This is a genomic window from Acidobacteriota bacterium, assembly GCA_003225175.1.
Taxonomy (GTDB): domain Bacteria; phylum Acidobacteriota; class Terriglobia; order Terriglobales; family Acidobacteriaceae; genus Gp1-AA112.
Map to the genome: position 1 here is coordinate 35,466 of QIBA01000045.1, position 25,891 is coordinate 61,356.

The window sequence follows — 25,891 nt, forward strand, 5'->3', positions numbered from 1 at the left end:
ATCGATTCGAAATTGTATTCTTGAACTCGCGGCGCGAGTGTCACAGACTGGGTAATGGCGCAGCACGGCAGGCGCAGCCGTACCCGCAAACGTCAATCCCCTAACATAGCTTTTAAATGTACTGTCAGGACCGCAGTCTTCACTGGCATGCGGTCTCACGGCAGCGCGCGATAATGAGCCCAATCGAAATCGATCGCTCCGTCCTTATCTGAGTTGAGTTTACTCTGTGCCCCCTGATGTATGGACGTCGCCTTGTAGGCAAACAGTGCTGGGCGAGAGCCTTTCCAAAAAGAGAATGTGATCGATATGTCGTTACCGAGTTGATGGAACGACCTACCGTCGTCCAGGCTATAACTATAGATCGCACGGTCCCCATCGATATTGATGCGTACTTGAACGGTGTTGACCTTGAGCTCCGGTCCGTCACTGACGTCATTCGCGGTGAAGAGCTGTAATTTGCGTTTTCCTGCCTCTTGTACAACCTGCAGGCCGTTCGGATTTTTCTGGAGCATAGCCACTCCGGCGCGAACACCGATTTGCATGTGAGATACATCCATGCGAACCGTGAATTCGAGCGATTCGCTCTGCATCTGCTGGGTAAGCGTGTTCCGCGCGCGCAGAAAGCCGCTCGCAGCTCCGGGCACAAGCCGTAGAAAGCCATGCCGCTGGCTGAGGCTCCAGCGGGCATCGTCCGGGTTGTGATTCCATTCCCATTGTGGGCCGAGAGTCGGAGCGTCGAACTCGTCGGATGTTTGCGGCTGCATTGCGCGGCCTTTCGCGTCGGCCTCAACCGGCAATTGCGGGTACTCGGCAATCGGTTCACCAACGCTGCCGCCCGGAACGACCTCGCCCATCAGCGGCCAGCCATCCTGCCACTTCACAGGCTGCAGATGCACGATGCGGCCGTGCGCTCCACGAGACTGAAAATGAACGAACCATCCCCTTCCATCGGGCGTCTCGACGTAGGCTCCTTGATGCGGCCCATTGATCTTGGTCGAACCTTGCGCGAGCACTGTTCTGTACTCATACGGCCCCCAAATCGACTTGGATCGCAACACCGCCTGCGATCCTCTCTCGACGCCACCGAACGGCGCAAAGATGTAGTAATAGCCCTCGCGCTTGTAGATCTTCGGACCTTCGAGCGTAGGCAAGTGTTCTGGATCACGAACAATCTCCTTCCCATCGTCAAGGACTGACAGGCCATCCGCCGCCATGCGGCGCAGAATCAGCGGACCAGCACCTTTCTTTGAGTGCACGAGGTATGCGGAGGCATCTTCGTCCCAGAATGGGCAAGGATCTTCAAGGCCGGGTTGCCGAATCAGAGGCAGCGGTTTCGACCAGGGACCATTGATCGTCTTCGCGGTCACGACAAAAATACCTTCGGTTGGAGTAGGGAAGTAGATGTAGAACAGCCCATTGTGCTTGCGAATGGCTGGAGCCCACACGCCCATACCATAACCATTGCTCCCGATAAGGTCATAACGAGCATCGATATCAAGCCGCGGCAATGCATGGCCAAGAATCTTCCAATGCACAAGGTCGAGCGATTCCAGAATAGGAATGCCGGGAACAAAATGAAAGCTCGAGGCAACCATGTAGAAATGATCACCATTACGAATGACGTCAGGATCGGAGTAGTCCGAGAATAGAATTGGATTGCGATAGCCCCTGTTTTCCGAGGATTCTGGCGCACTCTGAGCACTTGCGCAGATCAGACAGACCGAAATGAGAATTGGAAGCGCAAAGCCACTAAACCTGTTCAGCATCCGGAAAGGATATACGAGCGAAAACCTAGGGGGATATTGAAGCCGAGCGCTCGCTCGGTCAGTCTAAGAGTGAAACGCAATGCACCCTGACACGAGCACGTGAATACGAATGTTCTCGAGCTAGATTCCTGCCTCGGGAATTGAAAGATCCTGCTGCAAGGTGAAGTCGAGGAGTGTCTCACTCGGGATCTTCACCTGGTCTCCCTTGGTAATGATTTCTGACCCTGCGCCGGCAGCGCCTCCGACGCCCGCGCCGATCGCGGCGCCTCTGCCTCCGCCCGCAATCGCGCCGATAATCGACCCGACTGCGGCTCCTCCCACTGTCCTTTTGGCAGTGCTGGCCCCGCGAGACTTTCCGGTAAGTTCATACTCGCCAGTCACGATGGAAATAGTTTGACCTTTGACGGAAATGCCGGTCAGCTCAAGTTGCAGTTGCGATTTGCCGCTGAACTTTCCCGATTCTTTCGATTCAGCTAGCCGTCCATAAACGTCGCTCCCTTTTGGGACCACGATATTTCCATCAGCCGTGAGTGGCTCCTGTAGCGAGGCCTGAAAGCGATCCCCGGCATGATTCTGAGTGGAATCAATGCCATCAATCATCCGCACAGAAATACGCGTCCCTGCTGGGATCGTGACGTATGCCGGTGGCGGGGAGCTGACAAGACCTGTAATCTCTCCTTCGCGGGAGAGCGAACTGCGCCGCTTCAAGCTGTCGTTTGCTTCGGGGGTCGAATCGAACTTGATCGAAAGGATATCGGCAACTTCGTACTTCTGTATCGACGAGCCGACCTGGAAGCTGACGTAAGAATCGGTACCACCCACGAACTTGCCCTTGATAAGGCTGCCATTCTTCAACTCCAACGAATCAGCCCACGCAACCGACGCGATGCACAGTACGAACGCTAAAGCAAAAATCAGCTTGGATCTCATTCTTTGCCTCTCCTCAGCTCCCGCTTAGCTCATCTGTTTTGCGCAGCTGTTCCTGAATTGTAAGTGTACAGATGATCGGCCCGAAGAACTGCTGCAACGATGAGCATTCAAAAGATCAACAGGTTTGTAGCAGCAAAGCACAGGCAAAAACGGGATATTCTCCCGATTATCAGCATTCGAACGCGCACATCTTACATCGCTGAAACAGTCCCGTCAGATACCGGCGTACCAGGCGTAGCCTCCTTCAGGAGAGGCCGAGCCCAGGCCCTTGCCGAAACGCTTCATACTGTCGGTGACCGTCAGGTGCGTGATGTATTTCACGCTCTTGTAGCCGAGTTGGCGGGGAAGCCGCATGCGCAGTGGGCCGCCGTTGCCTATGGGAAGGTCACTGCCGTTCATTCCATATGTGAGAAAGGTCTGCGGATGCATGGCATCGGCTATGTCGATGCTCTCCCACCATTCCGGATCGATAGAGAAATAGACAACGTATCTGGCTTCTGGGTGGGTGCCGACCAGATTGAGCACATGCGACAGTGGCGCACCGATCCATTCAGCTATGTATGACCAACCCTCTTCGCATGCCAGTTCGGTGATCTGGCTGCGCAAGGGATAACTCTTCAGGTCGTCAATGGAAAATGATGTGGGCCGATCGACTAATCCGTCTACCGAGAGCCGCCAGTGAGAGAATCCACCAGCCTGAAGGCGCTTGAATGCCTCGTTCGGTGCAGCGACTTCATTCGCGAGTGGACGCTCTGAGATTTGGCTCCGCGAGAACTCACGCGCCAGCGAATGTCTGGTCAGCAGGCGTTGAGAAGCATACGTCAGCGTCTCGCCGAGACCATAGGGTCCACCGTGATCAGGGGGAACGAGTCCGTACTCTTGCGCAAGGCGTGCAGCAACACCCAACCCAGATATGCCGGCGGCGGCTGCGAGTCCGGTTTTGATCAATTTGCGGCGTGAGAGGTCGGTCATGCGCGCTCCTCAGGGTGTGTGAATGTGACCAGTGATCATCGCTTGCGTTCTGCGCCTGAATCCGGCGCGACATACCATGACGAGATGAACAATAAGAAAAAGCAGGAGAGCCAGAGACACCAACAAGTGAATGGTGCGCGCGGACTGACGGCCGCCCAACAGCGTGACCGTTGCCGGAAAGGCGGAAACGAAGGCGGGGGACATGGCCAATCCCGTCCAGATCACCAATGGGAAGAAAAAGAAGATCACAGATAAATAGGTGAGCCGCTGGAGCACGTTGTACGACCAAGCTTCTTCCGCACTCGGCCGCTGGAAGCGCAAATTCTTCGCGAGCGCGCTCGAAAGCGTCCGCCAGGAAAGATCGGCCTTGCCTGGAAGCAGGTGTTTCCGGAAATGCCCTGTGAACAAGCTGGAGATTAGATAAACGAAGCCGGTCAGTACTGCGATCCACGCAGACTGAAAATGAAGAGCCCTGCTCCAGCCATTCTGATCGGGCAGCACGTATCTGTAGCCGGTCGGAACGAGCGCCCTCGAGGAAGGAATCGGCAGCTTGAACAAGGGTGAGGTCAACACATTGCCGGTCTCGCCCCAATAGAAACGAGGGTGGGAGATTAAAATTTCAATTCCAGTAACGAGCAGGGCAAAAAAGCACAGAGTGATAATCCAATGAGTAACGCGGACGAGGACAGAGTGCCGCGCCAACATTGTGGGTGAGAGCCGCGAGGCGAAACTTGGGAGGCAAGCTCCCGCCGATACCTGCACGGACCCAGATGCGGCCATTGGGACTCCTCGTCAGTTTTGCTTGTGATCCAGGATTGGCTGTTCATGCTATCACGCTTCGGTCTGGGTGATGGCATCTCCCGCGGAAGGCCCTGTAATGGCTCTTATTTTTCGCGAAAGCAGTTCGGGCTACTCAAATCTAAGCATAACAATCTCAGGATTCGAGCCCAGGCGCAGCGGCGGTCCCCACGTGCCTGCACCGCTCGAGGTGAAGACCTGCATTTTCCCGAATCGGGTCAAGCCATAGACGAATTCCCGGTAGACGCGTCGCGCTATCCAGCTCCAGGGTATAAATTGACCGAGGTGAGTATGTCCGGAGAGCTGCAAAGAAACGCCGGCGGCCTCGGCAATCTGCGGGTGATCAGGCGCATGAGTCAACAAAATGCTTGCCCGATCACGATCCAGGCCGATAGCGTGAAGCACCGAGGCAAATCGGTTGCGATGGGCTGCGTTCCGATATGGGACGCCGACGATTTGCAGGCCATCCACTTCCACCTTCTCATTGCTGAGGACGCGAATACCGGCAGCCGCAACGGCATCCAGATACTTTCTGTCGTCCCCGAATTGCTCGTGGTTTCCTGCCACAAAATACACTCCCTGTGGCGCCGCAAGTTTTTTCAATGGCTGTGCCGCCTGATGGGCATCGATGGCTGTGCCATCGTATAAGTCACCAGCGATAAAAATCGCGTCCGGCTCTTCCTTCAGAATCTTCGTGACCATACGACGCAGAAAGCTGCCGTTGCGAACGTGCCCCAGATGCACGTCGCTGATCAGCGCCGCCTTTCTTCCACGCCAAGTCTCCGGCAAGTTCGCTATTCGAACGCTTGCTCGCGTGATCCGGGTGCAACTGGCATTGAGCACGCCATAAATTCCGACCGCAACAGCAATACTGAATAGAACTTGCACGATGCGATGGAAGTTGATATCCAGTCCTGCCAGCCGCATCGTACCGAAGGTAATCCAGGATGCAGCCGCCCCGAGAAAGAGGAAGCTCAGTAGTCCGAGCCATATCGCAGAAGTCTTGTAAGCCGCGCGCACGATGCCGTTCTTGTATCGAAAGGCAAGCAGGGAACTGGCAATGAAACTAACGGACAAAATGCCAAGCACAACCTTGATGCCCGAAGCTACGGGGATACCGCGGCCTTGCGAAGAAAATATCCAAGTCTCATAGAGCACGAGGTGCCCCAGGAAGAGAATGGACTGGATGACGGTGATGAAGATAATGAGCTGCTTCCGTGATGGCATGTGTCGTTAGGCTGCTCTGATGTTTAAAGACAAGATGAATTCGAAGTAGATGGCGATTCGGAAAGAAGCTGTTAAGCCTCTTATCACTCGAGGAGAGTATGGCGGGGACGACGGGACTCGAACCCGCGGCCTCTGCCGTGACAGGGCAGCGTTCTAACCAACTGAACTACGTCCCCGCTTCTTGACGCCCGCCGTGGCGGAAACTCGTTGGAAGGTGAGCGGAACCTTGTGCCGAAACCTGGCGGCTCCGACTGATTTAATTGTAACAGAAAGAATCGGTCCTGCTCGACGCTATGTCTCTCATCGCCGTTGGCAGTTTCTTCTCTCATCCCAAATTGCGTACGGATTACTCGCGCATCTCATATGTCTGAACAGGTGTGGGGTGTAATCTCGAATTGATGACTGTGGCGCAATCATTGCCTCCCCGAACCACTGACAACCTTGCGCTCAGTGCGCATCGAGAGCACCTTGCCGGCTTGCGCGCGGTTGCCCTGCTCGAGATTTTTAAGGGCGTCCTTGCGATGCTGGCGAGCTTTGCGCTCTTCACGCTATTGCACAAGGATATCGGTGACGTTGCGGAAAATATTATCGAGTTCCTTCATCTGAATCCCGCACACCGGTTTGTTCAGGCGTTCCTCACGGCCGCTGACCGTTTCAGCGGCAGGAAAATCGTGGCAGTCGCGTGCGTGGGAATCGCTTATGCGCTGATTCGGTTTGTGGAAGCTTACGGGCTTTGGAATGCCCGAGCGTGGGCCGAATGGTTCGCCATTATTTCCGGATCGGCTTATCTGCCGCTGGAGATCATTGGGCTAATAAGGCATCCGAATGCGCTGCACTGGACGGTCCTGATCGTAAACATCCTTGTCGTACTCTACATGATTTATGTGCGGTGGGATGTGCTGCGACAACGCCGCGTCGTCGAAAAGCATTAGCTTTTAGGGTAACGGCGTGTCCCGATCGACACGCAGACGCAGGCCGCAGTCTGCAGGAAGATCCACCTGCTTTCCGCTGGTTGAAAGCACGTAACCACCGCCAGAGAGATTCCCGACCGCCACTCCCTTCATCGGCGGACCGAAGGCACGGGACAGCGCCGTATTCGCTGCGGTATTCGCTCCGATTGAAGTGCTCCCTGGTTGCGAGCCGCCGTCGGCAGAGGGCCGCATCAGTTGCGGCTTATGTACAGAAAGTAGAGTTGCGTTGATCGGAATGTCCGCTCCACTTGCAAGCTGTATGTTAGTAAACCGCAGGTTGAGGTGCCCCATGCCTTTTATAGCGCTGGCAAGCTTTTCGTCGGGGGGCTCAGTGATCTGACCATTCAGTTTGGCTCCGACGGGAATGATGATATTGCCCCCGGAATCCTGCACAGGGGCAGTGATAGTTGCGGTGAACCGGTCTCCAACCTGCGAAGTTCTGGTCGATAGCGGAGTGTCCAGATTTGCGCGAATAGTAGTCCCTGGAGAAATGTAGTGCGCTGCAGCAGGATTGCTCGGGAATTGTCCAGGCGACGTGCTGGGTGTCGATGTCGGCGGAGGAGCCTTCGTGTCGGGCGGCATCTGGTTCTGAGGCTGCGCTGGATCATGTGCAGCCGGAGCTGTCCCGGGTGTAGGAGCTGTTCCTTGCTGGCCGGCATTGGCCTGCGGGAGAGCAAAGCACGAAATTGTAAGCAGTAACGCGAGTAATAGGAATGCATTCCGCATCGACAGCCTCTCTTCAGCAGCTTAGAACCAATGTGGTGTTATGTAGGTTGGCTTTAGTGCGGAACAGCTTGAATGAGGATTGCACGCGAAAATGCGTTCGTTTTTCAGGCGAATCTGGAAGAAAGTTAGCGCGATAAGCTCGAGCTCTGCTGAAAGCTCGGCAGCAATCTCGAAGCTCCGCGAGTTGCGTAGTCCAGCACACCGGCAGGTCGAACACCAAGCCAGATCGTGATGATGGCCGTGATCACGAGTGCGGCCGTAAGTCCGGGAGCAGCTCTCATCTCGAGCTTTTCCTCACCGGGTTGCGGTTCATACATGTACATCACCACGATGAGACGCAGATAATAATAAGAAGCGACTGCGCTATTAATGAGGCCGATGATCGTAAGCCAAATGAGATCGCTCTTGATAGCGGCGTTAAACACGTAGAACTTAGCGAAGAATCCGCCAGTCGCCGGAAGTCCGAGTAGGGAAAGAAGGAAGATGGTGAGAGTCGCGGCCAATAGTGGGGACCGCTTTCCCAACCCGGCATAGTCTTCGAAGTTGACGTAGCGTTCGCCAGTACGCGCGAAGTGCGATACCACGGCGAAGGCGCCAACGTTCATAGCTGCGTACGACGCTGCGTAGAAGATCGCAGCAGAGATGCCTGTATCGCGAGCATTGGGCGCGATCACGGCTGCAAATGCAATCAACAGATATCCTGCGTGAGCGATCGATGAATACGCGAGCATGCGCTTCACGTTGTTCTGCAGAAGCGCTCCGAAGTTTCCGAGAGTCATCGAAAGCGCGGCAGAGATCCAAACCAGCCAGAACCAGGCTTTGCTTGTATCGATAGCGGCGCCAAAAAGAATCCGAAGTAGAACCGCGAAGGCAGCCGCTTTGGGAGCCGTCGACATGAGAGCGACCACCGGAGCAGGCGCACCTTCATATACATCTGGAGTCCAAACATGGAATGGCGCAGAAGCGACTTTGAAGCCGAGCCCCACAAACATGAGCGCCACCGCAACGTAAGCGAGACCATAGCTGACTGGTGCTACCGAAGAGCCGAGCGCTACTTGTCCCGATTGAAGCGCACTGGATATTGTGTAAATGCTAGTTGATCCTGTCGCGCCAAACATCAATGCAACGCCATAAAGGAAGAAGGCGGTCGCAAATGAGCCGAGAAGGAAATACTTGATGGAAGATTCGGCACTTGTGGCAGCCCGGTGTCGATAGCCCGCCAACACGTAAGTAGCGATAGACGAGATCTCGAGCGCAATAAAAATCAGCACCAGCTCGACAGCCGAGGACATCAGCACCATTCCCACTGTGCCAAACAGAATGAGCCCGTAATACTCGCCGCCGCGAATTTGCTGAGTTTCCAAATATTCGAATGAAGCCAGAATTACGACCGAGGAAATCGCACAGATCGTGACGTGAAAGAAGACGCTGAACTCGTCCACACGGATCATATTGAACCATCCCCATCCGGGATAGTTCGTCTGATAAAGAGAGGCCACCAACGCCAGCAGGGTGCCAAACAGAGAAAAGATGCCAAGCGATTTGTGGCTGCTACGCTGGGGCAACAAAGGCTCGACGAGCATAACTATCAGGCCGCAAGCGCTCAGGATAAGCTCGGGCAGAATGCGGATATAGCTCAATTCGGGAGTCGGATTCATTTAGCTGTGTTGCCCATCGCAAAAATGTGTGCCGCCGCCCTTGGTCTCACTTCCGTGGCGGCATTCACGGAACTAGGCCGCAAGGAGTGCTCGACTGATGGATCGATCATTCGTATCCACAATGGCGAAGCCACGCCCATAATCAAGGCCATAACAACCATCGGAATCAGGCTGATTCGCTCGCGTCCATCAGCGTCAAATAGTTGCGCATTCACTGGCTGTGTTACTTCACCATAAAAAATGCGCTGATAAAGCCAGAGCAGATAGCCGGCGCTCCAGATCACACCTGTCGTTCCAATGATCCCGTACCACTGCCAGCTAGTAAACGCGCCGCTCAGGATGAGAAATTCACCGACGAATCCATTCATTAGCGGCAATCCGACCGACGACAGCGTGATCATCAAGAATAGGGTGGAATAGACAGGCATTGGCGTCGCCAAACCACCGTACTCCCTGATCTCGTATGTATGGCGGCGTTCATACAGCATTCCAAGAAGCATGAAGAGCGCGCCAGTCGAGATACCGTGATTCAACATCTGGTATACCGCGCCATCAACTCCAACCTGCGTGAATGTGAAGATTCCGAGAACACAGAACCCAAGATGGCTAACGGAGGAGTAAGCCACGAGCTTCTTCATGTTCGGCTGCACCAAAGCGACGAGCGCGCCGTACACAATGCCGATCAAAGCAAGAATGTTGATCCAAAGCGCATGTTCGTGTGCCTGCGCAGGGAACAGCGTCGCATTGAATCGGAGCAATCCGTAGGTGCCCATCTTCAGCAGAACGCCTGCGAGCAATACGGAGCCAGCGGTCGGAGCTTCGACGTGGGCGTCTGGCAACCAGGTGTGGAACGGAAAGAGCGGAACCTTTACTGCGAAGGCGATAAAGAAGCCGAAAAACAGAAACTCAGCGGCACGATTAAAGCCTGTGATGGATCCACCTTGAATTGCGTTTTGAATCGTGACGTAGTCGAAGCTACTGGTGTGTATGTAGAACCAGATAATGGCACCGAGCATGAATACGGACGCGATCATCGTGTACAGGAAAAACTTGACGGCGGCATACACGCGGCGCTCGTGTCCATACATGCCGATCATCAACGCCATGGGAATCAGCGTAGCCTCCCAGAAGACGTAGAAGAGGAAAAGATCGAGCGAGACGAAAACGCCAATCATCGCCGTCTCCAGGATCAGCATCAGCACGAAGAACTCTTTGACCGCACCGTGGATCGACTTCCACGAAATGAGTACACAAAACGGTGTGAGGAAAGTGGTGAGTAGGACGAGCCAGACCGAGATGCCGTCGACGCCCAAGTGGTAGTGAGTGTTCGGACTAGAAATCCATTGCTTGTCGACGGAGAACTGAAAGCCAGTTACACCGTGGCTCCAATACACCGGGAGGTGGAGCGAGAAGAAGAAAGCCAAAATGGAAACGACAAGCGCAATCCACTTGATGGCGCGATCGTTTCGCGGCATCAACATCAGGAGGATAGCTCCGGCGGCCGGCACGAATGTGATCAGGGTGAGGACTAGCTCGTTCATGCGTGCAGCCCCATCCAGATCATGAAGCCGACGACGCAAGCGGCTCCAAGCGCGACCCAACCTGCGTAGGACCGAATGCTGCCGGATTGCATGCGGCGCGTTATTCCTGACAATAACTTGGAGGTCGTGCCGGCGCCGTTCACGAGAGCATCAATCACTCCGACATCCACGCCACGCCAGAGTACATTGCGGGAGCCGTCGACGATGGGATTCACCAGCGTTGCATAATACGTCTCGTCGACCCAGTATTTATTCAGCAGAATGCGATAAACACCTTTCAAATTTGTCGCGATGCGGTCGGGGAGCTCAGGACGCCGCACATAAAAGAGATATGCCAAACCGAGCCCAGCGAATGCCACGGCCACCGAAGCTCCGGCGAGCTCTAGCTCGAGACTCTTGTTCTCCTCAGGGCTCTCGGATTTCTGAGGCTCCGAGGGAAAGTTTTCTGTGGAACGCACTGGCTCGGAACTGGTATGGACGACAGGAGCGAGGAATTGATCGAATCTGTTGTGACCATGGAGCGCCTCAGGAATTCCGAGCCAGCCTACGATGATGGAACCAATGGCAAGGACCACCAGCGGAGCGAGCATTATCCACGGACTCTCGTGAACATGTCCGGTGTGACCATAATTGCCATGACCGTGCTGGACTCCAGATTGATGACCCGCAGCAGCCTGCGCTGAGCCGGGAGCATGAACGCCTCCCGTAGGCTCCTCGTGTTCGTTATGGACTGCTTCGCGGCGCTCCCCAAAGAAGGTCATAAACCAGAGGCGGAACATGTAGAACGATGTCATTCCCGCGGTGATCAATCCGATCAGCCAGAGGACCCAGTTTCCGTGATTCTTGTCAGAGAATGCCTTCCAGAGAATCTCATCCTTCGAGAAAAATCCGCTAAGTGGTGGAAATCCTGCGATGGCGAACGTAGCAATCGTCATCACCCAGAATGTCCACGGAATCAGCTTTCGCAGTCCTCCCATGTGGCGCATGTCCTGCTCGCCGCCGAGCGCGTGAATCACAGATCCTGCTGCGAGAAAGAGCAGGGCTTTGAAAAACGCATGCGTCACAAGGTGGAAAATGCCCGCAGAGAACGCGGCCACACCGCAGGCCATAAACATGTAGCCAAGCTGCGAGACCGTGGAGTATGCGAGGACGCGCTTAATATCGTTCTGCACCAGGCCGATGCTGGCGGCGAAGATAGCAGTCAACGCTCCGATAATTGCAACCACGCGCAGCGCTTCCGGCGAGTGCAGAAATAGAACATTCGAGCGCGCAACTATGTAGACTCCTGCCGTCACCATGGTTGCAGCGTGGATCAGTGCCGAAACGGGAGTCGGACCCTCCATAGCGTCCGGTAACCAGACATATAGCGGAATCTGTGCAGATTTGCCGGCGGCACCGAACATTATAAGGAGCGCGGTAATCGTCAATACCCCGACGCTGGCTTCGACTGGTCGTCCAGAAATTGTCTTGAAGACCTTGTCATAATCGAGCGTTCCAAATTGTTTGATCAGCAGGAACATTCCCAAAAGGAACCCGTAGTCACCCACGCGGTTGGTGATAAATGCTTTTTTGCCTGCCTGGGCGGCCGAGTCCTTGCGAAAGAAAAATCCAATGAGCAGATACGAAGCCAGGCCGACGCCCTCCCAACCGACAAACATCAACAGGTACGTGTGCGCCAGCACCAGCGTCAGCATAAAAAACATGAAGAGGTTCAGGTAGGAGAAGAAGCGGTAATAGCCGCCTTCCTCTGCCATGTATCCGACCGAATAAATGTGAATCAGGAATCCGACACCCGTAACGACAAGCAGCATTGTCACCGAAAGCTGATCGAGGTAGAAACCGTAATCGACACGGAACCCGCCAGCTTCGATCCACGGGAACAGACGCTCGATGTGCGGGATCTGTGCCTGCGATAGACTCGCAAATTGGCTGACCACCCACACTGCATAGGCGAACGTTGCGCCAGGAAAAACAAGCGCGATGGTGGCGACAAGATTGCGCGGGAATCGCTTGCCGAAAATGCCGTTGATGGCAGAGCCAATTAGCGGCAGAATCGGGATCATCCACAAGTTGAAATTCGTATTCGAATTCATAGTTTGAGCAGGTTCACCTGATCCACATTCAAGGTTTCGCGGCTACGAAACACAGCGAGAATAATCGCCAGTCCCACAGCGGCTTCTGCTGCAGCCACGACCATTACGAAGAAGACGAATACCTGTCCGCTTACCTGATGCCAGTGGCTGGCGAACGCTACGAAGGCCAAGTTCACAGCGTTTAGCATCAGCTCAATCGACATAAAGATCGTGATGATATTTCGCTTAATCAGAAAGGAAGCCACTCCGATGGCAAATAGGAACGCACTGAGAATCAGATACCAAGAGAGTGGAATGGACTGTGTCATCATTGGCGCTCCTTCCTGGCCAGAACGACGGCTCCCATAATGGCAATCAGCACAAGGACAGAGGTAATCTCAAACGGCAGCAGGAATTCGCGGAAGAGAGCGATGCCCAATTCTGTGGTGGGAACGTAATATCCCCCGATCTGTACTTGTCCAAGCTGGGAACGAGAGGACGAGACCGTCCAGCAGAGCAATCCAAAAAGCGCGATAAGACCGGGTACGCCTAGCACTAGGGCAACGCGGCTGCCATGGGTGCGCTCCTCTTCGCCGGCGTTCAGCAACATGATCACGAAGACAAACAGGACCATGACGGCGCCGGCATAGACAATTATCTGAACGGCGGCCACGAATTCTGCGCCTAACAGCAGGAACAGCAATGCGAGCGATCCCATAACGACGATCAGCGACAGAGCGCTGTTCACGGGGTGGCGTTGCAGCAGGAAATTCAGGGCTCCCGCCACACAGATTCCGCCGAAGATAAGGAACAAAATCGTGTGAAGCATTTCCGTTCCGAGACTAAGACCGCAGTGCCAGCACCAGGCTGGTGACCACAATGTTCGCAATCGATAGGGGTAGCAGAAATTTCCAGCCAAAAGCCATCAATTGATCGTAGCGGAAGCGCGGAAGCGTCCCGCGAACCCAGATATACACAAAGATAAAGAAGAACACCTTCACAAAAAACCAGAACAGCGGCGAAATCATCAGCCAGATTGCTGGCACAGGCAGATGCAGTCCCTCCAGCGGACTGTGCCAGCCGCCAAAGAAGAGCAGAGTCGCCAGACACGCTACAGTTACCATGTTGCAGTATTCAGCCATGAAGAACATGGCAAATTTCATGGCGCTGTATTCGGTGTGATAGCCGGCAACCAGTTCGGTCTCCGCCTCAGGCAGATCAAATGGAATGCGGTTCGTCTCCGCGTACGCCGCCATGATGTAGATAAAGAAAGCGACGAACTGCAGACCTCCGAAAAAGTTCCAGTTCAGGAGGGAGCCGGCCTGAGAATCAACAATCTGTCGTAGGCTCAAGCTCCCGGCAAGAAGCAGCACGCCGACCAGCGAGAGCCCAAGCGCCAATTCATAGCTGATGAGCTGCGCGCTTGCTCTCAAAGATCCAAGCAGGGAATATTTCGAATTCGAAGACCAACCCGAAAGTGCAACTCCATAAACTCCCAGCGAAGTGATACCAAGAATGATTAGCAGGCCGATGTTGATGTCCTGAATCCCGTTGCCGTTCCAAAACGCAGTCGTTTGCAGGGGTATGTGATAGCTGCCTATCGTCCATTCTCCACCAAATGGGATGATGGAGATCGAGATCAGCGAAAGAGTAAGCGCGATCATCGGAGCTGCTATGTAAAGTGGTTTATAGACGCTGTCGGGAATGATGTCTTCTTTGAGGATGAACTTGATGCCATCTGCCAAAGGTTGCAGCAAACCGAACGGCCCAACGCGATTGGGACCCCAGCGGTTCTGCATGCGCGCAATAACCTTGCGCTCCATGAGCACGATGTACGCCACTGCTGTCAGCAGGATAAAGAGCAGCAGCGCGATTTTTATAACCGCAAAGATGAGGTATTGAAGCAATTCCAATTCTCTTTAAGTTCTGAACCGTTATCTTGATCCGCTTGGTGTCACCCTGATCCTGTAAGCAGGGGCTCTGGCCTGTATCAACTGCAGACTTCAAAAACAGACGGAATCAATCTCTAATCGGCCGGAATTTGTGCTTCGACCGTTGTAGCTTGTCGGTTCTCAATGACCGAATTGAGAGTGTTCGAATACCGGCCGAGTGTGCCGGACGTGAAGAGCGTGTCATTGGCCGGAACAATGCTTTCCGGCGATGAAGGTTGTGAGATAGAGCTGAACTCTGGAGCCAGAGTGTGAACGTCACCTCCGGAAAACAGGTTCAGCCGTGAGAAGTTGTAACCGGGAACAAGCCGCTGGATCTCGTCCAGCAATGCCTCTGGATCGAACGGACTAAGCTTAGGCTCAAGATTCCGGGCACTAAGCCACACAAGGTGCTGATCCGCTTCTCCGGATTGCGCTCCACGACTCTGTCCCATATCGGCACGAATGCCCTTCCCGAAAGGAACCAGCTTGTGGACGTCTGCTCCCATGCGATCGGCAATGCGGACGATCAGCTCGAAGTCGGTGCGCACTCCGGCCAAATCGCCAGCCTTCTTCAAAAGCTGAAGGTCGCCGTAAGTGTTGGAATATGTGCCGGCTTTCTCATAAGCATTTGCCGCAGGGAGGAAAACTTCCGCTATAGTCGCGGTCTCGGTGAGAAACAGATCCTGCACGACAATGCAAGTATTTTTCAAAGCAAACGGATCGATGTTGTAACGGGCTACAGGATTCGATCCGACTATGTAGAGCGCGCCGAGTTTGCCGGATTTGGCGGCGGAGAACATGCCCTGGATGTCGAGTCCAGCCTGCCCTGGCATCAAGGATCCGTATTCCTGCGCAAAGGCCGAGTTGCTCGAGACTGGAGTGAATCCCGGGAGCAGATGGGGATACAGACCCATGTCAGCAGCGCCGCGGGAGTTTGAGTAGTCGCCTAGACAGATGAATTTGGCCGACTGCGCCGATCCCCACTTCACAAGCCTAAAAACGTCGTCGCCGCGCAACTCGGAACCAAAGACAATGATCAGCTCTTTCTCGCCCTTTACCTTGTCGCGGAACTCTCGAAGCAGGTCGCGGCTGAGACTGCTAGACTGCAACTGACTGGCGACTGAATCATCCCCGCCCAGATATCGAACCATCAAACTCTCGCCGCCATCCATCGGAACCTGCGCGTAAGCGCGAGCTTGGCGACGCAACTTGATGTCTCCCGAATTCACGATGTAAATACGGCCATTGTGAATACGAACGTTGGTGCGGAGATTCCAGGCAAGCAAAGGATGCTGCTCAGTGGGGTCGTTCCCAATGAGCAGAACTGCTGGAGCAGTCGTCACTTCGCGCAGTGTCGCCGTTATGTTCTGCTTGCCTGCAACGGCCTTGGCGAATGCAGGATAATCGGCCGTTTGGTGATGATCGATGTTGTTCGTCCCCAAAATAGAGCGCGCGAACTTTTGCAGCAGATAGTTCTCTTCGTTAGTTGTGCGATTCGAACCGATTACACCGATTGCGCCCCCGCCTTGTGAATCGCGAATCTGCTTGAAGCGGTTCGCGACGTGATCGATGGCTTGCTCCCAGGAAACTGCCATCAGCTTGCCATCGCGACGGACTAGAGGCTGCGTTATGCGGTCGTCGGAATTCGCAAAATCGAAGGCATAGCGACCCTTGATGCAGAGGAAATCGCCGTTTATGCCGCTCTTATCACGATTGTCACCACGAACGATCTCCATCCCACCTTTGGAACGACGCACACCAAGAGTTGTCTTGCAACCGTCGGCGCAATGCGTGCAGATGGTGCCGACGTGGTTCATCTCCCATGGACGAGTCTTGTAACGGTACGCGCCCGACGTGAGTGCGCCGACAGGACAGATGTCGATGCACATGCCGCACTCTTCGCACTCGAGATGATCCTGCTTATTCGGAGCAATCAGGGATGCCACGCCTCGGTTTTGTACGCCGAGCGCCCATACGTCCATTCCTTCACCACACACACGAACGCAGCGATAGCAAAGAATGCAGCGCGGCCGATCAAAGAAGACGACAGGTGACCACTGCTGCTCCTCTTTGTGCTGCTTGGACTCCATGTACTGTGATTCCGCCGCGCCGTAGGCGAAGGTCATATCCTGCAATTCGCATTCTCCGCCAGCATCGCAGACCGGGCAATCAAGAGGATGATTTCCGAGCAAAATCTCAACCGTTGCTTTACGAGCCTGATGGACCTCAGGGGTAGCGGTAATGACGATCATGCCGTCCGTAATCGGTACGGTGCACGCCGTCTGAAGCTTCGGCATCTTCTCGATGCGCACCAGGCACATACGGCATGCGCCCTGAACTGATAGTCCGGGGTAGTAGCAGAAGGCGGGCACTTCAACGCCTGCGCTCTTGCAGGCCTCAATGAGAAGCGTTCCCGCAGGTGCGGTAACCTTCTTGCCGTCGACAGTGATGGTTACGTCAGCCATTTCCGAGATATGTGATTTCCTTAAGCGATGGCCATTTCTCTCGACACGGGCTCAAATGGGCACGGCTTGCCATCGAGATGCTCTTCGAACTCCTGGCGCCATTTTTTCACAATGGAGATGGTTGGGAATGCAGCCGCGTCTCCCAGAGCGCAGAATGTTCGTCCAGCCATGTTGTTCGCGAGATACAGCATTTGATCGATATCCTTATTAACGCCGCCTCCATCGTGGAAGCGCGTGAGGGTCTTCTTCAGCCAGTCGGTGCCTTCGCGGCATGGAATGCACCAGCCACAACTCTCGTGTTGGTAAAACTTCATGATGCGCAGCGCGACCTTCACCATACATGTCTGATCATCGATCGCCACTACTCCACCTGACCCAAGGAACTCGCCGCGCCTCGCAAACCAGTCGTAGTCCATCGTCGCGGACTCGGCTTCTTCCTGGTTCAGCAGGAACGTCGACGACCCGCCGGGGACGAGAGCTTTCAATTTGCGTCCGTTCGGAATACCGCCGCCCACTTCATAGATCATTTTCTTTGAAGGATATCCAAGCGGTAATTCGTAAACGCCAGGTTTGTTGAAGTGTCCTGTTAGGCAAGTCAGGCGCGTGCCACCATTCTTTTCATTCGGTCCGAAGCTCACGTACCATTTACCGCCATTCAGAATGATTGGAGGAACGGTGGCGATCGTCTCAACATTGTTAATGACCGTTGGACCGCCGTAGAGACCTTTGATAGCAGGGAAAGGCGGCTTCAGGCGCGGCAATCCGCGCTTGCCTTCGAGTGACTCCATCAGTGCAGATTCTTCACCTACTTCGTACGCTCCCGCGCCGGTGTGAGTCAGTATGTTGAACTCGCGTCCGCTGCCGAAGATGCTGTTGCCGAGAAAACCCTTCACGTAGGCGTCGGCTACGGCTTTCTCCATAATTTCGAGAAGATAGCGATATTCTCCCCGTAGATAAATGAAGCCGAGCTTCGCGCCAACTGCCAATCCAGCAATGATCACGCCTTCGATAATTGCATGCGGATCGTATTCGACCAGCAGCCGATCTTTGCAGGTGGCAGGCTCGCTCTCGTCGCCGTTGATGAGAATGTATTTCGGAGCTTCAGATTGCTTGGGAATGAACGACCATTTCATTCCGGTGGCGAAGCCGGCACCTCCTCGACCGCGCAACCCAGATGCCTTTACTTCATTGATGATGTCGTCGGGCTGCATCTCCAGCGCTTTGCGGGCAGCTTTGTAGCCGCCGAGTTCAATGTAGCGATCGATGTTTTGCGCGCCGTGGCCAAAACGCTTCGAGATAATACGAACCTCGTCGGGATGTGAGGCCAGCGGCGTTGGCGTGTAGATCGTCTTCACTGTTGCGTCTTCTTCTGATAGCTGTCGAGGATCTGGTCCATCTTCTCCGGCGTTACTTCCAGGTGAAAGTCATAGTTCACCTGCACCGCGGGAGCCCAGCTGCAAGCCCCAATGCACTCTACCTCTTCGACTGAAAATGTTCCGTCGCGGGTGACCTCTTTGTGATCGACTCCGAGCTTCTGCCTGCAATGATCGAATACGTTCTCAGCTCCTCGAAGCATGCAACTGATATTTGTACACACTTGAACGACGTATTTGCCCGCCGGCTTCGTGCGCAAAAGGGAGTAGTAGCTGATCACATTGCGAACTTCAAGCTCGTTCAGATCAACTCTTTTCGCGATGTCAGAAACCACGTCATCAGACAGATACCCGACTTCATCCTGCGCATAGAGCAGCAAAGGAATGAGTGCCGAACGTTTCCACGGGTATTGGGTAACTAGCTTTTGGAACCTTTGCTCGAGCTCGCGCGAGTATTGCATCAGCGGTCGATCTCCCCGAGCACAATATCGATGCTTCCGATTGCGGCGACAACATCGGCTAAAAGTCTGCCGATACAAAGCTTTTCGAGGGCTTGCAAATTCGCAAGACACGCTGATCTCATATGGACGCGATATGGCTTGGCGGTCCCATCGCTGCGAATGTAATAGCCCATCTCTCCACGCGGCGACTCCACACCTTGGTACACCTCGCCCGCCGGAACCGAAAAGCCCTCCGTAACGATTTTAAAGTGATAGATGAGCGCTTCCATCTGGGTCTTCATCTTTTCCCGATCCGGGAGAACTACTTTGGGAGCCTCAGCCTTAAATGGGCCCTCAGGCATACCTTCCAATGCCTGTCGCGCAATCTTGTTTGACTCGCGCAATTCCTGTACGCGCAATAGATAACGAGCATAGACATCGCCCTCTTTAGAAACGGGTACTTTGAATTGGAACTTCTCGTAGCCCGAATAGGGCATATCCCGACGCAGGTCCCAATCAATTCCGCTGCCACGCGCACTCGGACCAGTTACGCCAAGGGCAGTGCAGTCTTCGGCGGTAAGGTATGCGACACTGCGAGTACGTTCGATCCAGATCGGATTGGAAGTCAGCAAACCCTCATATTCATCAACACGATCCGAGAATTTATCGATGAAATGCTTTACCTTGCTCCAGAAGTCCAGGGGTGGATCGAGAGAGACGCCTCCAATGCGGAAGTAAGAAGTCATCATTCGCTGGCCGGAAACATTCTCGAAGATCTTCAGAAGTTCTTCGCGCTCGCGGAAGCAGTATAGGAACACCGTCATCGCGCCGATATCGAGCGCGTGGGTGCCAAGCCAAACCAGATGCGAATTGATACGGGTAAGCTCGTTTAGTAGAACCCGCAAGTATTGAGCTCGAGGCGGGATTTCAAGCTGAAGAAGTTTCTCGACAGCCAAACAATACGTAAGATTGTTGGTCATCGGGCACAAGTAGTCGATGCGGTCCGTTAGTGGAACCACCTGCTGATAGAACTTCGCCTCACAAGTCTTCTCGATTCCGGTGTGGAGATATCCGATATCGGGAATGCACTTGATAACTGTTTCGCCGTCAATCTCGAGCAGGAGTCGCAACACTCCGTGCGTTGACGGATGTTGCGGGCCCATGTTCAGGATCATCGTGCGATCCTGTGCTGGTTCCAGTAGCGGTGTGGGATTGAGATGCGCCATTTTAGCGATATCCCTCCACTGGGTAATCCTTACGGAGCGGATGACCTTCCCAGTCCTCGGGCATCATGATGCGCCGCATATTTGGGTGTCCCACAAAGCGCACACCGAAAAGATCGAAGACCTCGCGTTCGAAGAAGTTCGCGGAAGCCCACAAACCCATGAGCGATTCGATCGAAGGGTCTCCCCCTGGAAGCTTGGCGATTATGCGGACTCGTTCTTTTCGCGAGTGTGAGAGCAGGCTATAAATCATTTCAAAGCGCGGCTCAGAAGGGAAGACGTCGACGCAAGTAATGTCTGAAAGAAAGTTGAATTTAGTCTGCGTGTTCTCCCGCAGAATCTCACAAGCACGCCGGATGTCGGCGCGGTTGACATAAATCGTCAACTCATCGCGATCGAATTTCGCCGCTTCCAAGAGTGAGGCAGACTGGAGCGCCGCTGCTGCCGGTCTGTCTTTGAGTTGGTCAATTTCGGTGATTGCAGGCTGTAACGGCATCTAGAAGTCCGTCTTCTCCGTTTTGTTCCAATCAAGCGCGCCCTTTTTCCAGATGTAGAAGAAGCCGACGAGGACGACGCCGATGTAAACCAACATCTCCCAGAAACCGAACATGCGCGCGCTAAAGTCCCCAGGAGTGCCGCCCAGCGCGGGAGCGATTGCAGCCGGCAACTTGCGGTAGATCACAGCCCAGGGAATAAGAAAGATCGCCTCAACATCAAACAGGATGAAGAGCATGGCGACCATGTAGAACTTCACGGAGAATCGTTGACGGGCATCGCCAGTACCGACCATGCCGCACTCATACGCCTGCATTTTCGTGCGGCTGTAGCGATGCTTTCCGACCAATGCGGAAAGACCGACCATGCCTCCAGCCACCACGCAAGCCACAATAATCTGCAGCAAAACGGGCAGGTAATTGACGTAATAAGGTAGAGGCTGGTTCGGCATAGAGGCCGTTATATAATGCGCGCCAACAGAGACGGTGAAACATTTGACTATAAGTTTCGCCGCGACGGAGTGTCAAGCGCAGGACACGCAATGAGAGCTCTGATGAGCGACCACCTCCACGCGAGCAATTAACAAGATTGAATCTCCCGTGCTGCGCGATCACAGGACCCGATGATTTTTGGTTTTAACACCGACGTAAAACACAATCAGACCATCTACCACGTCCAGAGTGAAGCACGAAAGGCAGACTTGCTACTGCAAACGATGGTATTCGTGAAAGGGCACTGCATCGGCAAATACGGTTCGTCGTATGCTGAGCAGGTCGGCAATCCGGGATTCTCAGAGGAGCATATTCACGATCTCTTAAAAAAGCAGCATCGCGAGGTGCTCGATGTGATCAAGGCCGGCTCAATCGAGCAATTCTTCCGCGATCAGACTGAAATTCGCGATGCCGAGGGCGAGAGCCTGGCTGTCACCTGGCTCAACTCCGACGAGCCAGTTCTCGAGAAGAAGCTAACCATGCGATTGCTAGTTAGCGATTCTGGTGTAGCCGTTGATGGAGCGCTGGTCACTTCACGATTGCAATATCCGGCTGGAGTTCCGATTCACTCGCAGGCCGTCAGCGAGCCCGACGGTCGAGTGGCGATCGATTTGGACCTGGAACAAGTGGGCAGTGACGCTCGTGATCCAGTTGTATTCGTTCGTGCGACGCACGGAGAGCGCTCAGTGACCAGAAAGTATCGCCTGAAGGTCGAAAACAAACTCGTCGGTTGAGTTCTGGACAGCGAAGATTTGAGCACTGCTTTAGAAGCTCTGCAGAGGGCACGAGAGTGCCTCCTCTGCATTGAGCTAGATTCGATTTAAAGAAATGATCAGAAGTCGTGCAGGTTAGAAATTTCCGGGATTACGCGTCTCAGTACTGTCGGGAAACCAGAACTAGTGAATGGCGAGCAGGACGCAGCATGCAGCTATCCAGCTCCAAAAGGCGAGGGTGTGAACGCCCATTCGAAACCACAGGCTGTCGAGTAGCTTGTTGTTCTCAAACATCCAGATTTGCTCCAAAGATAGGGGTAGGTAACGGCGGCGATTTCTGCTGCCTCAATTATTAAGCTTGAAGAGTGGCTGGATCGGAACCCGTAAACGCGCGTTGCGAGTCACTTTGGTAACGGAGTACACACTGATCCTGTTCCAAATTGAGACTAGCCGCGGTTGCTCAGCACAGTACTCTTCGGCCTCTTGGCAGTAATTCGCGGATAATCCGACCTCAAACCGGACACGGACGAAAGTCATCTACCCCACACCGCAATTGAAACCTAATATGAAGCGGGCTGGTCCGCGAAAGCGCGCAAGAGAAGTGTCTCCCCATGCGGGCGATGGACCGATTAGAGATCGATATTGGAGGACATCTTGGGCGCGAAGCTTCTGCGCGTAGTCTATCGCCTCGTAGTTCCTGGTGGGCTTATTCTCTTGATCTCAGCCCTTGCGATGGAATCTGCCCGGTCTCAGGGGATGGTAGCCTCTTTTTGGCATTACTATCCATACGTCATCTTCGGTATTGGATTGCTGCTCAGCGCCGTTTTCAACTGCAGCCGCCTGTTCTTCGCTCTCTTGATCGTCGCAGCATCTGATCGCGCTCTGGTGTGGCTCGTACCAAGGCTTTCCTCTGCTGGCGTGCGCACGATCTTCGACGCAGTTGCGTTGCTGCTTCCACTGAATCTCCTTGCGCTTTATTTCATGCGGGATCGAGGAATTGTTTCTTCGCGCGGAAGACGTCGCGTGGCGTTCATTCTCGCGCAAATCGGAATTATAGGAATCATCGTTCTAGTCCATCCGATCCAAGTGCGCGCGGCGAATCTGATGCACGGCGAGATTATTCCCGGCGGCTATTTCGAGTGGAACCACATGGCGCAGCCCGCGCTCCTGGCGTTTCTGCTTGCGGGTGTTGTGATGCTGATTTACCTGCTCAATCGTCGTCGGCCAGTCGAGAGCAGCCTATTCTGGGCTTTAGTCACGGCGTTCATCGCGCTGAATGCAGGCGGGGCAACTCATCTCTCTTCCGCCTATTTCGCGAGCGGAGGTCTGATCCTCGGCATTGCTGTGCTTGAGACCTCATACACGATGGCCTTCCACGACGAGCTCACGCAGCTTCCCAGCCGCCGCGCGCTCAATCAGGCACTGCTGAAAGTGGGTGATGCGTATACAGTGGCCATGGTGGATGTCGATCATTTCAAACAATTCAACGACACCTACGGACACGAGACTGGCGACCAGGTCCTGCAGATGATTGCGTCTCGACTGGCCGATGTAACCGGAGGAGGCAAGGCATTTCGCTACGGTGGAGAAGAGTTCGCAGTGATCTTTCCAAACAAATCGGTAGACGAGGCATATCCGAGCCTCGAGACTCTGCGCAAAAAAGTCGAGTCAACTCCGTTCAAGGTTCGCGATCACGATCGTCGTGACAGACGCAAATCGAAGAAGAGAGATGCCCCTAAGCTGCATGCCAAGAAGCGTGTTCGCGTCACCGTAAGCATCGGAGCAGCTTCGTGCGATGGCGACGAACGCCCTGCTGACGCAGTACTTCAGGCAGCCGATAAGGCGCTGTATCGCGCTAAGAACAATGGACGCAACTGTACAGTAGTGAGCGCCTAATAAGGAATCAGCGAAGCGGACGATTTCTTTTAAGCCTGAAACTTGCCTTTCAACAGCTCAAGTCCTTTTGCCATCAAATCACCCTGTGGCACCTGACCATCTGGAGTGTGATCGATCATCTGCGGCAGGATCTGTGCGAGCTGCATTCACTGCCTCTGACGAAAGCCCGGCTTTCGCAGCGATGCCTGGACCTGTTGGGATCCAAGAATGCTGTGCAGCTGCTCGCGAGAGATAGGAAGGTTCTTTCCCGTTCAATCCAGGACGAAATAATGTGCCCGAGGCCCTGAGCAGCAAACTGCTGCGCCAGGCCGGAGATACCTCCAGTCTGTTGATTCGAGAGCATGGAGAGAGCTGCCGAAGCTAAAGAAGATTGGAATCGCCCGAGGGCCGGAGCAGCGCCGGTAGCAGCTTTTAGCATGCTGTAAACAAGTTCATACCTTCTCCTTGAACAGACCAGAAGGCGCATGAAACCGGCTTCCTCACTTCTGCTTTGCGATCACCATCGAAGAGATTTTTTTGTACGTGGCCTGCGGAATCACCTTTTTCTTTACCAAATCGGTCTTGGCCTTGTAGGGACGATTGTCGATAATTTTTTGCGAATAGACGTCGCCTATTCCCGGAAGTACAGAGAGCTGTTCCTTTGTGGCCGAATTCAAATCAACCAGCTCTTTCGCCGAACTGGCCGGCGCGGTCTCCGTACTGGCCTTCTTATTCGCGGTTTTTGCTTTAGTCTGCGCCGTTGCTGGTCCTGCTGCCAGGAACAGTGAGCAGAGTGCGATCATGAGGATTGAGAATAATCCGGGGCGTTTCATCTTGGTCCCTCCTAGCGCTTTGCTTCCTTGTAGCCGGCCTTTATGGCATCGGCTTCGGTCATGAACTTGCCATTTTTCGTCTTGCCATACCATCGACCGCTCTTGTGGTACACGCCGCTGTCCGTATTCACCCATACCATTCCGGGCTGCGGAGGCGCCTGAGCGGCAGCTGTAGTTGTCGTCGACTTTGTACTTGCCGCGCTGCTGGATTTGGTTGCAGCAGCCGAAGGAGAGGATGGATTTCCCGAAGTTGCACTTAGAGATTGCGGCGCTGAAGGAGCGGACACAGGCGCGGCTGCTTGGGTACTAGCTGTGTCGCTCGTTCCCCTGGACTTTCTGGATTTCTTCGTGGCCGTCTGCTGTTCAGTTGTGCTAGTAGTGCTCGTAGTGGCCCCGGAGTTTGAGTTGTCCGCTGTCTTGGATTTCCTGGACTTCTTCGTAGTCTGCTGATCGTTAGTAGCGCTGCTGGCACTGGTGCTCGGTGAGTTCGAGTCGTCTGCAGTCTTGGATTTCTTCGATTTCTTGCTTGTCTTCTGGTCTGCAGCGCTAGCGTCAGCGGTTGTCGTGGATGAATCGGCAGCCTTTGCCTTCTTCGACTTCTTTGACTTCGTGGTTTTACTATCGTCAGTGCTGGAGCTAGTTGCGGCGCTCTGAGTAGTGTCGCTGGGCGAAGGTGTCGCCGGCCCGTCCGCCTTCTCCTTCGAAGCAGCGAAGGCTGGGGTAAACGCGAGACCAAGCACCAAGGTCAGGATTGCTCTGAAAGATGCATGGCGGACTCCTCGAAATATCATAGATCTCTCCTATTCAAGACGCTACGCGATGGAAGTTCAGCTTCACTTTAGGCTGATTTCTTGGAAAAGAACCGCACAATCGACGTGAGGATCACGGCTCCGAGAATGGCGATGATAATGGTATAGATCATGCCGCCCTCCCCCTTGAACCCCAGCGTACGCATGATAAAGCCACCGAGAATCGCGCCGGCGATGCCGATCACGATATCCATGAGGGTTCCGTAACCTTCGCCCTTCATGATCTTGCCAGTAGCCCATCCCGCGATCAGACCCACGATTATCCACCAAAGGACATGCATGCGTGTATGTTCGCCTTTCTCGTCAATTGTGACCACTGTCGGGCGTTACAAGCGCTAGTGCGCGAGCGATAACCCTACAAATCGCGTGCACTTTGTAGCACGTGAACACCTGTGGCGCAAGAAGGAATCCACACAAGTTATGCGGCGAGACCGCGAAAGCTGGCGAAAGATTAGTCGATTGGAATTCGGCATAGACTCGCCTCCATGTGACTTATGGACCTACGCCGCTCCAAACACACTCTTCGCAGTCGCGCCCGCATTGGAGTTTCGCGACAGCTTTGGCCGTAGATGAAAGTATCCT

24 protein-coding genes and 1 tRNA gene are annotated in these 25,891 nt (G+C 54.2%); 3 read left to right on the forward strand and 22 right to left on the reverse strand.

Annotation, left to right across the window (positions count from 1 at the left end; translation table 11 throughout):
* Nucleotides 1–155: 155 nt before the first annotated feature.
* The 6 genes from DMG62_11915 to DMG62_11940 form a co-directional block, all read right to left on the reverse strand.
* Nucleotides 156–1,766 carry a xylan 1,4-beta-xylosidase gene (locus DMG62_11915; protein ID PYY22714.1) on the reverse strand — a complete coding sequence of 537 codons (1,611 nt, stop codon included), beginning with the start codon at nt 1,764–1,766 and terminating at the stop codon, nt 156–158.
* A gap of 120 nt (nt 1,767–1,886) precedes the next feature.
* Entirely contained in the window at nt 1,887–2,696 is an 810-nt protein-coding gene (locus DMG62_11920; GenBank protein ID PYY22715.1) for a hypothetical protein, read from the reverse strand.
* Nucleotides 2,697–2,909: 213 nt separating this feature from the next.
* Complete coding sequence (locus tag DMG62_11925; GenBank protein PYY22716.1) at nt 2,910–3,668, reverse strand: oxidoreductase; 759 nt, start codon at nt 3,666–3,668, stop codon at nt 2,910–2,912.
* Nucleotides 3,669–3,677: 9 nt separating this feature from the next.
* Complete coding sequence (locus tag DMG62_11930) at nt 3,678–4,448, reverse strand: hypothetical protein (GenBank protein ID PYY22717.1); 771 nt, start codon at nt 4,446–4,448, stop codon at nt 3,678–3,680.
* Nucleotides 4,449–4,577: 129 nt separating this feature from the next.
* Nucleotides 4,578–5,693, reverse strand: a complete 1,116-nt coding sequence (locus tag DMG62_11935; protein PYY22718.1) for a hypothetical protein — start codon at nt 5,691–5,693, stop codon at nt 4,578–4,580.
* Nucleotides 5,694–5,792: 99 nt separating this feature from the next.
* Nucleotides 5,793–5,869: transfer RNA gene (locus DMG62_11940), tRNA-Asp, on the reverse strand.
* A 222-nt stretch (nt 5,870–6,091) separates the two neighbouring features.
* On the opposite strand from DMG62_11940, the gene DMG62_11945 reads away from it, so the two are divergent.
* Nucleotides 6,092–6,625, forward strand: a complete 534-nt coding sequence (locus DMG62_11945; GenBank protein PYY22719.1) for a DUF2127 domain-containing protein — start codon at nt 6,092–6,094, stop codon at nt 6,623–6,625.
* 3 nt (nt 6,626–6,628) lie between these two features.
* Here DMG62_11945 and DMG62_11950 read toward each other — a convergent pair whose 3' ends face one another.
* From DMG62_11950 to DMG62_12010, 13 genes are all read right to left on the reverse strand, one after another.
* Nucleotides 6,629–7,390: a hypothetical protein gene (locus tag DMG62_11950; GenBank protein ID PYY22720.1), complete on the reverse strand. Its 762-nt coding sequence runs from the start codon at nt 7,388–7,390 to the stop codon at nt 6,629–6,631.
* Between the two features lie 125 nt (nt 7,391–7,515).
* Complete coding sequence (locus tag DMG62_11955; GenBank protein PYY22721.1) at nt 7,516–9,048, reverse strand: NADH-quinone oxidoreductase subunit N; 1,533 nt, start codon at nt 9,046–9,048, stop codon at nt 7,516–7,518.
* Entirely contained in the window at nt 9,045–10,589 is a 1,545-nt protein-coding gene (locus tag DMG62_11960; protein ID PYY22722.1) for a Fe-S-binding domain-containing protein, read from the reverse strand. Before DMG62_11960 ends, DMG62_11955 begins: the two co-directional genes overlap by 4 nt.
* Nucleotides 10,586–12,682, reverse strand: a complete 2,097-nt coding sequence (locus DMG62_11965; protein PYY22723.1) for an NADH-quinone oxidoreductase subunit L — start codon at nt 12,680–12,682, stop codon at nt 10,586–10,588. Before DMG62_11965 ends, DMG62_11960 begins: the two co-directional genes overlap by 4 nt.
* On the reverse strand, nt 12,679–12,990 hold the full coding sequence (locus tag DMG62_11970) for an NADH-quinone oxidoreductase subunit NuoK (GenBank protein PYY22724.1): 312 nt from the start codon (nt 12,988–12,990) through the stop codon (nt 12,679–12,681). Before DMG62_11970 ends, DMG62_11965 begins: the two co-directional genes overlap by 4 nt.
* Nucleotides 12,990–13,490, reverse strand: coding sequence for an NADH-quinone oxidoreductase subunit J (locus DMG62_11975; protein ID PYY22725.1), 501 nt, complete (start codon nt 13,488–13,490; stop codon nt 12,990–12,992). The genes DMG62_11970 and DMG62_11975 overlap by 1 nt, the downstream gene beginning before the upstream one ends.
* Nucleotides 13,491–13,503: 13 nt before the next feature.
* Nucleotides 13,504–14,574 (reverse strand): NADH-quinone oxidoreductase subunit NuoH, encoded by a 1,071-nt coding sequence (locus DMG62_11980; protein PYY22726.1) that lies wholly within the window; start codon nt 14,572–14,574, stop codon nt 13,504–13,506.
* Nucleotides 14,575–14,687: 113 nt separating this feature from the next.
* Complete coding sequence (gene nuoG, locus DMG62_11985) at nt 14,688–17,057, reverse strand: NADH dehydrogenase (quinone) subunit G (protein PYY22727.1); 2,370 nt, start codon at nt 17,055–17,057, stop codon at nt 14,688–14,690.
* A 20-nt stretch (nt 17,058–17,077) separates the two neighbouring features.
* The gene (locus tag DMG62_11990) at nt 17,078–18,403 is read right to left on the reverse strand and encodes an NADH-quinone oxidoreductase subunit NuoF (GenBank protein ID PYY22758.1); all 1,326 of its coding nucleotides are present in this window, start codon (nt 18,401–18,403) and stop codon (nt 17,078–17,080) included.
* A gap of 5 nt (nt 18,404–18,408) precedes the next feature.
* Nucleotides 18,409–18,891 (reverse strand): NAD(P)H-dependent oxidoreductase subunit E, encoded by a 483-nt coding sequence (locus tag DMG62_11995; GenBank protein PYY22728.1) that lies wholly within the window; start codon nt 18,889–18,891, stop codon nt 18,409–18,411.
* The gene (locus DMG62_12000; GenBank protein ID PYY22729.1) at nt 18,891–20,096 is read right to left on the reverse strand and encodes an NADH-quinone oxidoreductase subunit D; all 1,206 of its coding nucleotides are present in this window, start codon (nt 20,094–20,096) and stop codon (nt 18,891–18,893) included. The genes DMG62_11995 and DMG62_12000 overlap by 1 nt, the downstream gene beginning before the upstream one ends.
* 1 nt (nt 20,097) lies before the next feature.
* Nucleotides 20,098–20,589 carry an NADH-quinone oxidoreductase subunit C gene (locus DMG62_12005; protein ID PYY22730.1) on the reverse strand — a complete coding sequence of 164 codons (492 nt, stop codon included), beginning with the start codon at nt 20,587–20,589 and terminating at the stop codon, nt 20,098–20,100.
* Nucleotides 20,590–21,039: an NADH-quinone oxidoreductase subunit I gene (locus DMG62_12010; GenBank protein ID PYY22731.1), complete on the reverse strand. Its 450-nt coding sequence runs from the start codon at nt 21,037–21,039 to the stop codon at nt 20,590–20,592.
* A gap of 171 nt (nt 21,040–21,210) precedes the next feature.
* Between DMG62_12010 and DMG62_12015 the strand changes: the two genes are divergently transcribed.
* Nucleotides 21,211–21,813: a hypothetical protein gene (locus tag DMG62_12015; GenBank protein ID PYY22732.1), complete on the forward strand. Its 603-nt coding sequence runs from the start codon at nt 21,211–21,213 to the stop codon at nt 21,811–21,813.
* A gap of 633 nt (nt 21,814–22,446) precedes the next feature.
* Nucleotides 22,447–23,688, forward strand: a complete 1,242-nt coding sequence (locus DMG62_12020; GenBank protein PYY22733.1) for a GGDEF domain-containing protein — start codon at nt 22,447–22,449, stop codon at nt 23,686–23,688.
* A gap of 479 nt (nt 23,689–24,167) precedes the next feature.
* Here DMG62_12020 and DMG62_12025 read toward each other — a convergent pair whose 3' ends face one another.
* From DMG62_12025 to DMG62_12035, 3 genes are read right to left on the reverse strand one after another with little or no spacing between them, the layout of a single operon-like run.
* The gene (locus tag DMG62_12025; protein ID PYY22734.1) at nt 24,168–24,500 is read right to left on the reverse strand and encodes a hypothetical protein; all 333 of its coding nucleotides are present in this window, start codon (nt 24,498–24,500) and stop codon (nt 24,168–24,170) included.
* Nucleotides 24,501–24,511: 11 nt separating this feature from the next.
* Nucleotides 24,512–25,291 (reverse strand): hypothetical protein, encoded by a 780-nt coding sequence (locus DMG62_12030; GenBank protein ID PYY22735.1) that lies wholly within the window; start codon nt 25,289–25,291, stop codon nt 24,512–24,514.
* A 47-nt stretch (nt 25,292–25,338) separates the two neighbouring features.
* Nucleotides 25,339–25,590, reverse strand: coding sequence for a GlsB/YeaQ/YmgE family stress response membrane protein (locus DMG62_12035; GenBank protein PYY22736.1), 252 nt, complete (start codon nt 25,588–25,590; stop codon nt 25,339–25,341).
* Nucleotides 25,591–25,891 lie beyond the last annotated feature (301 nt).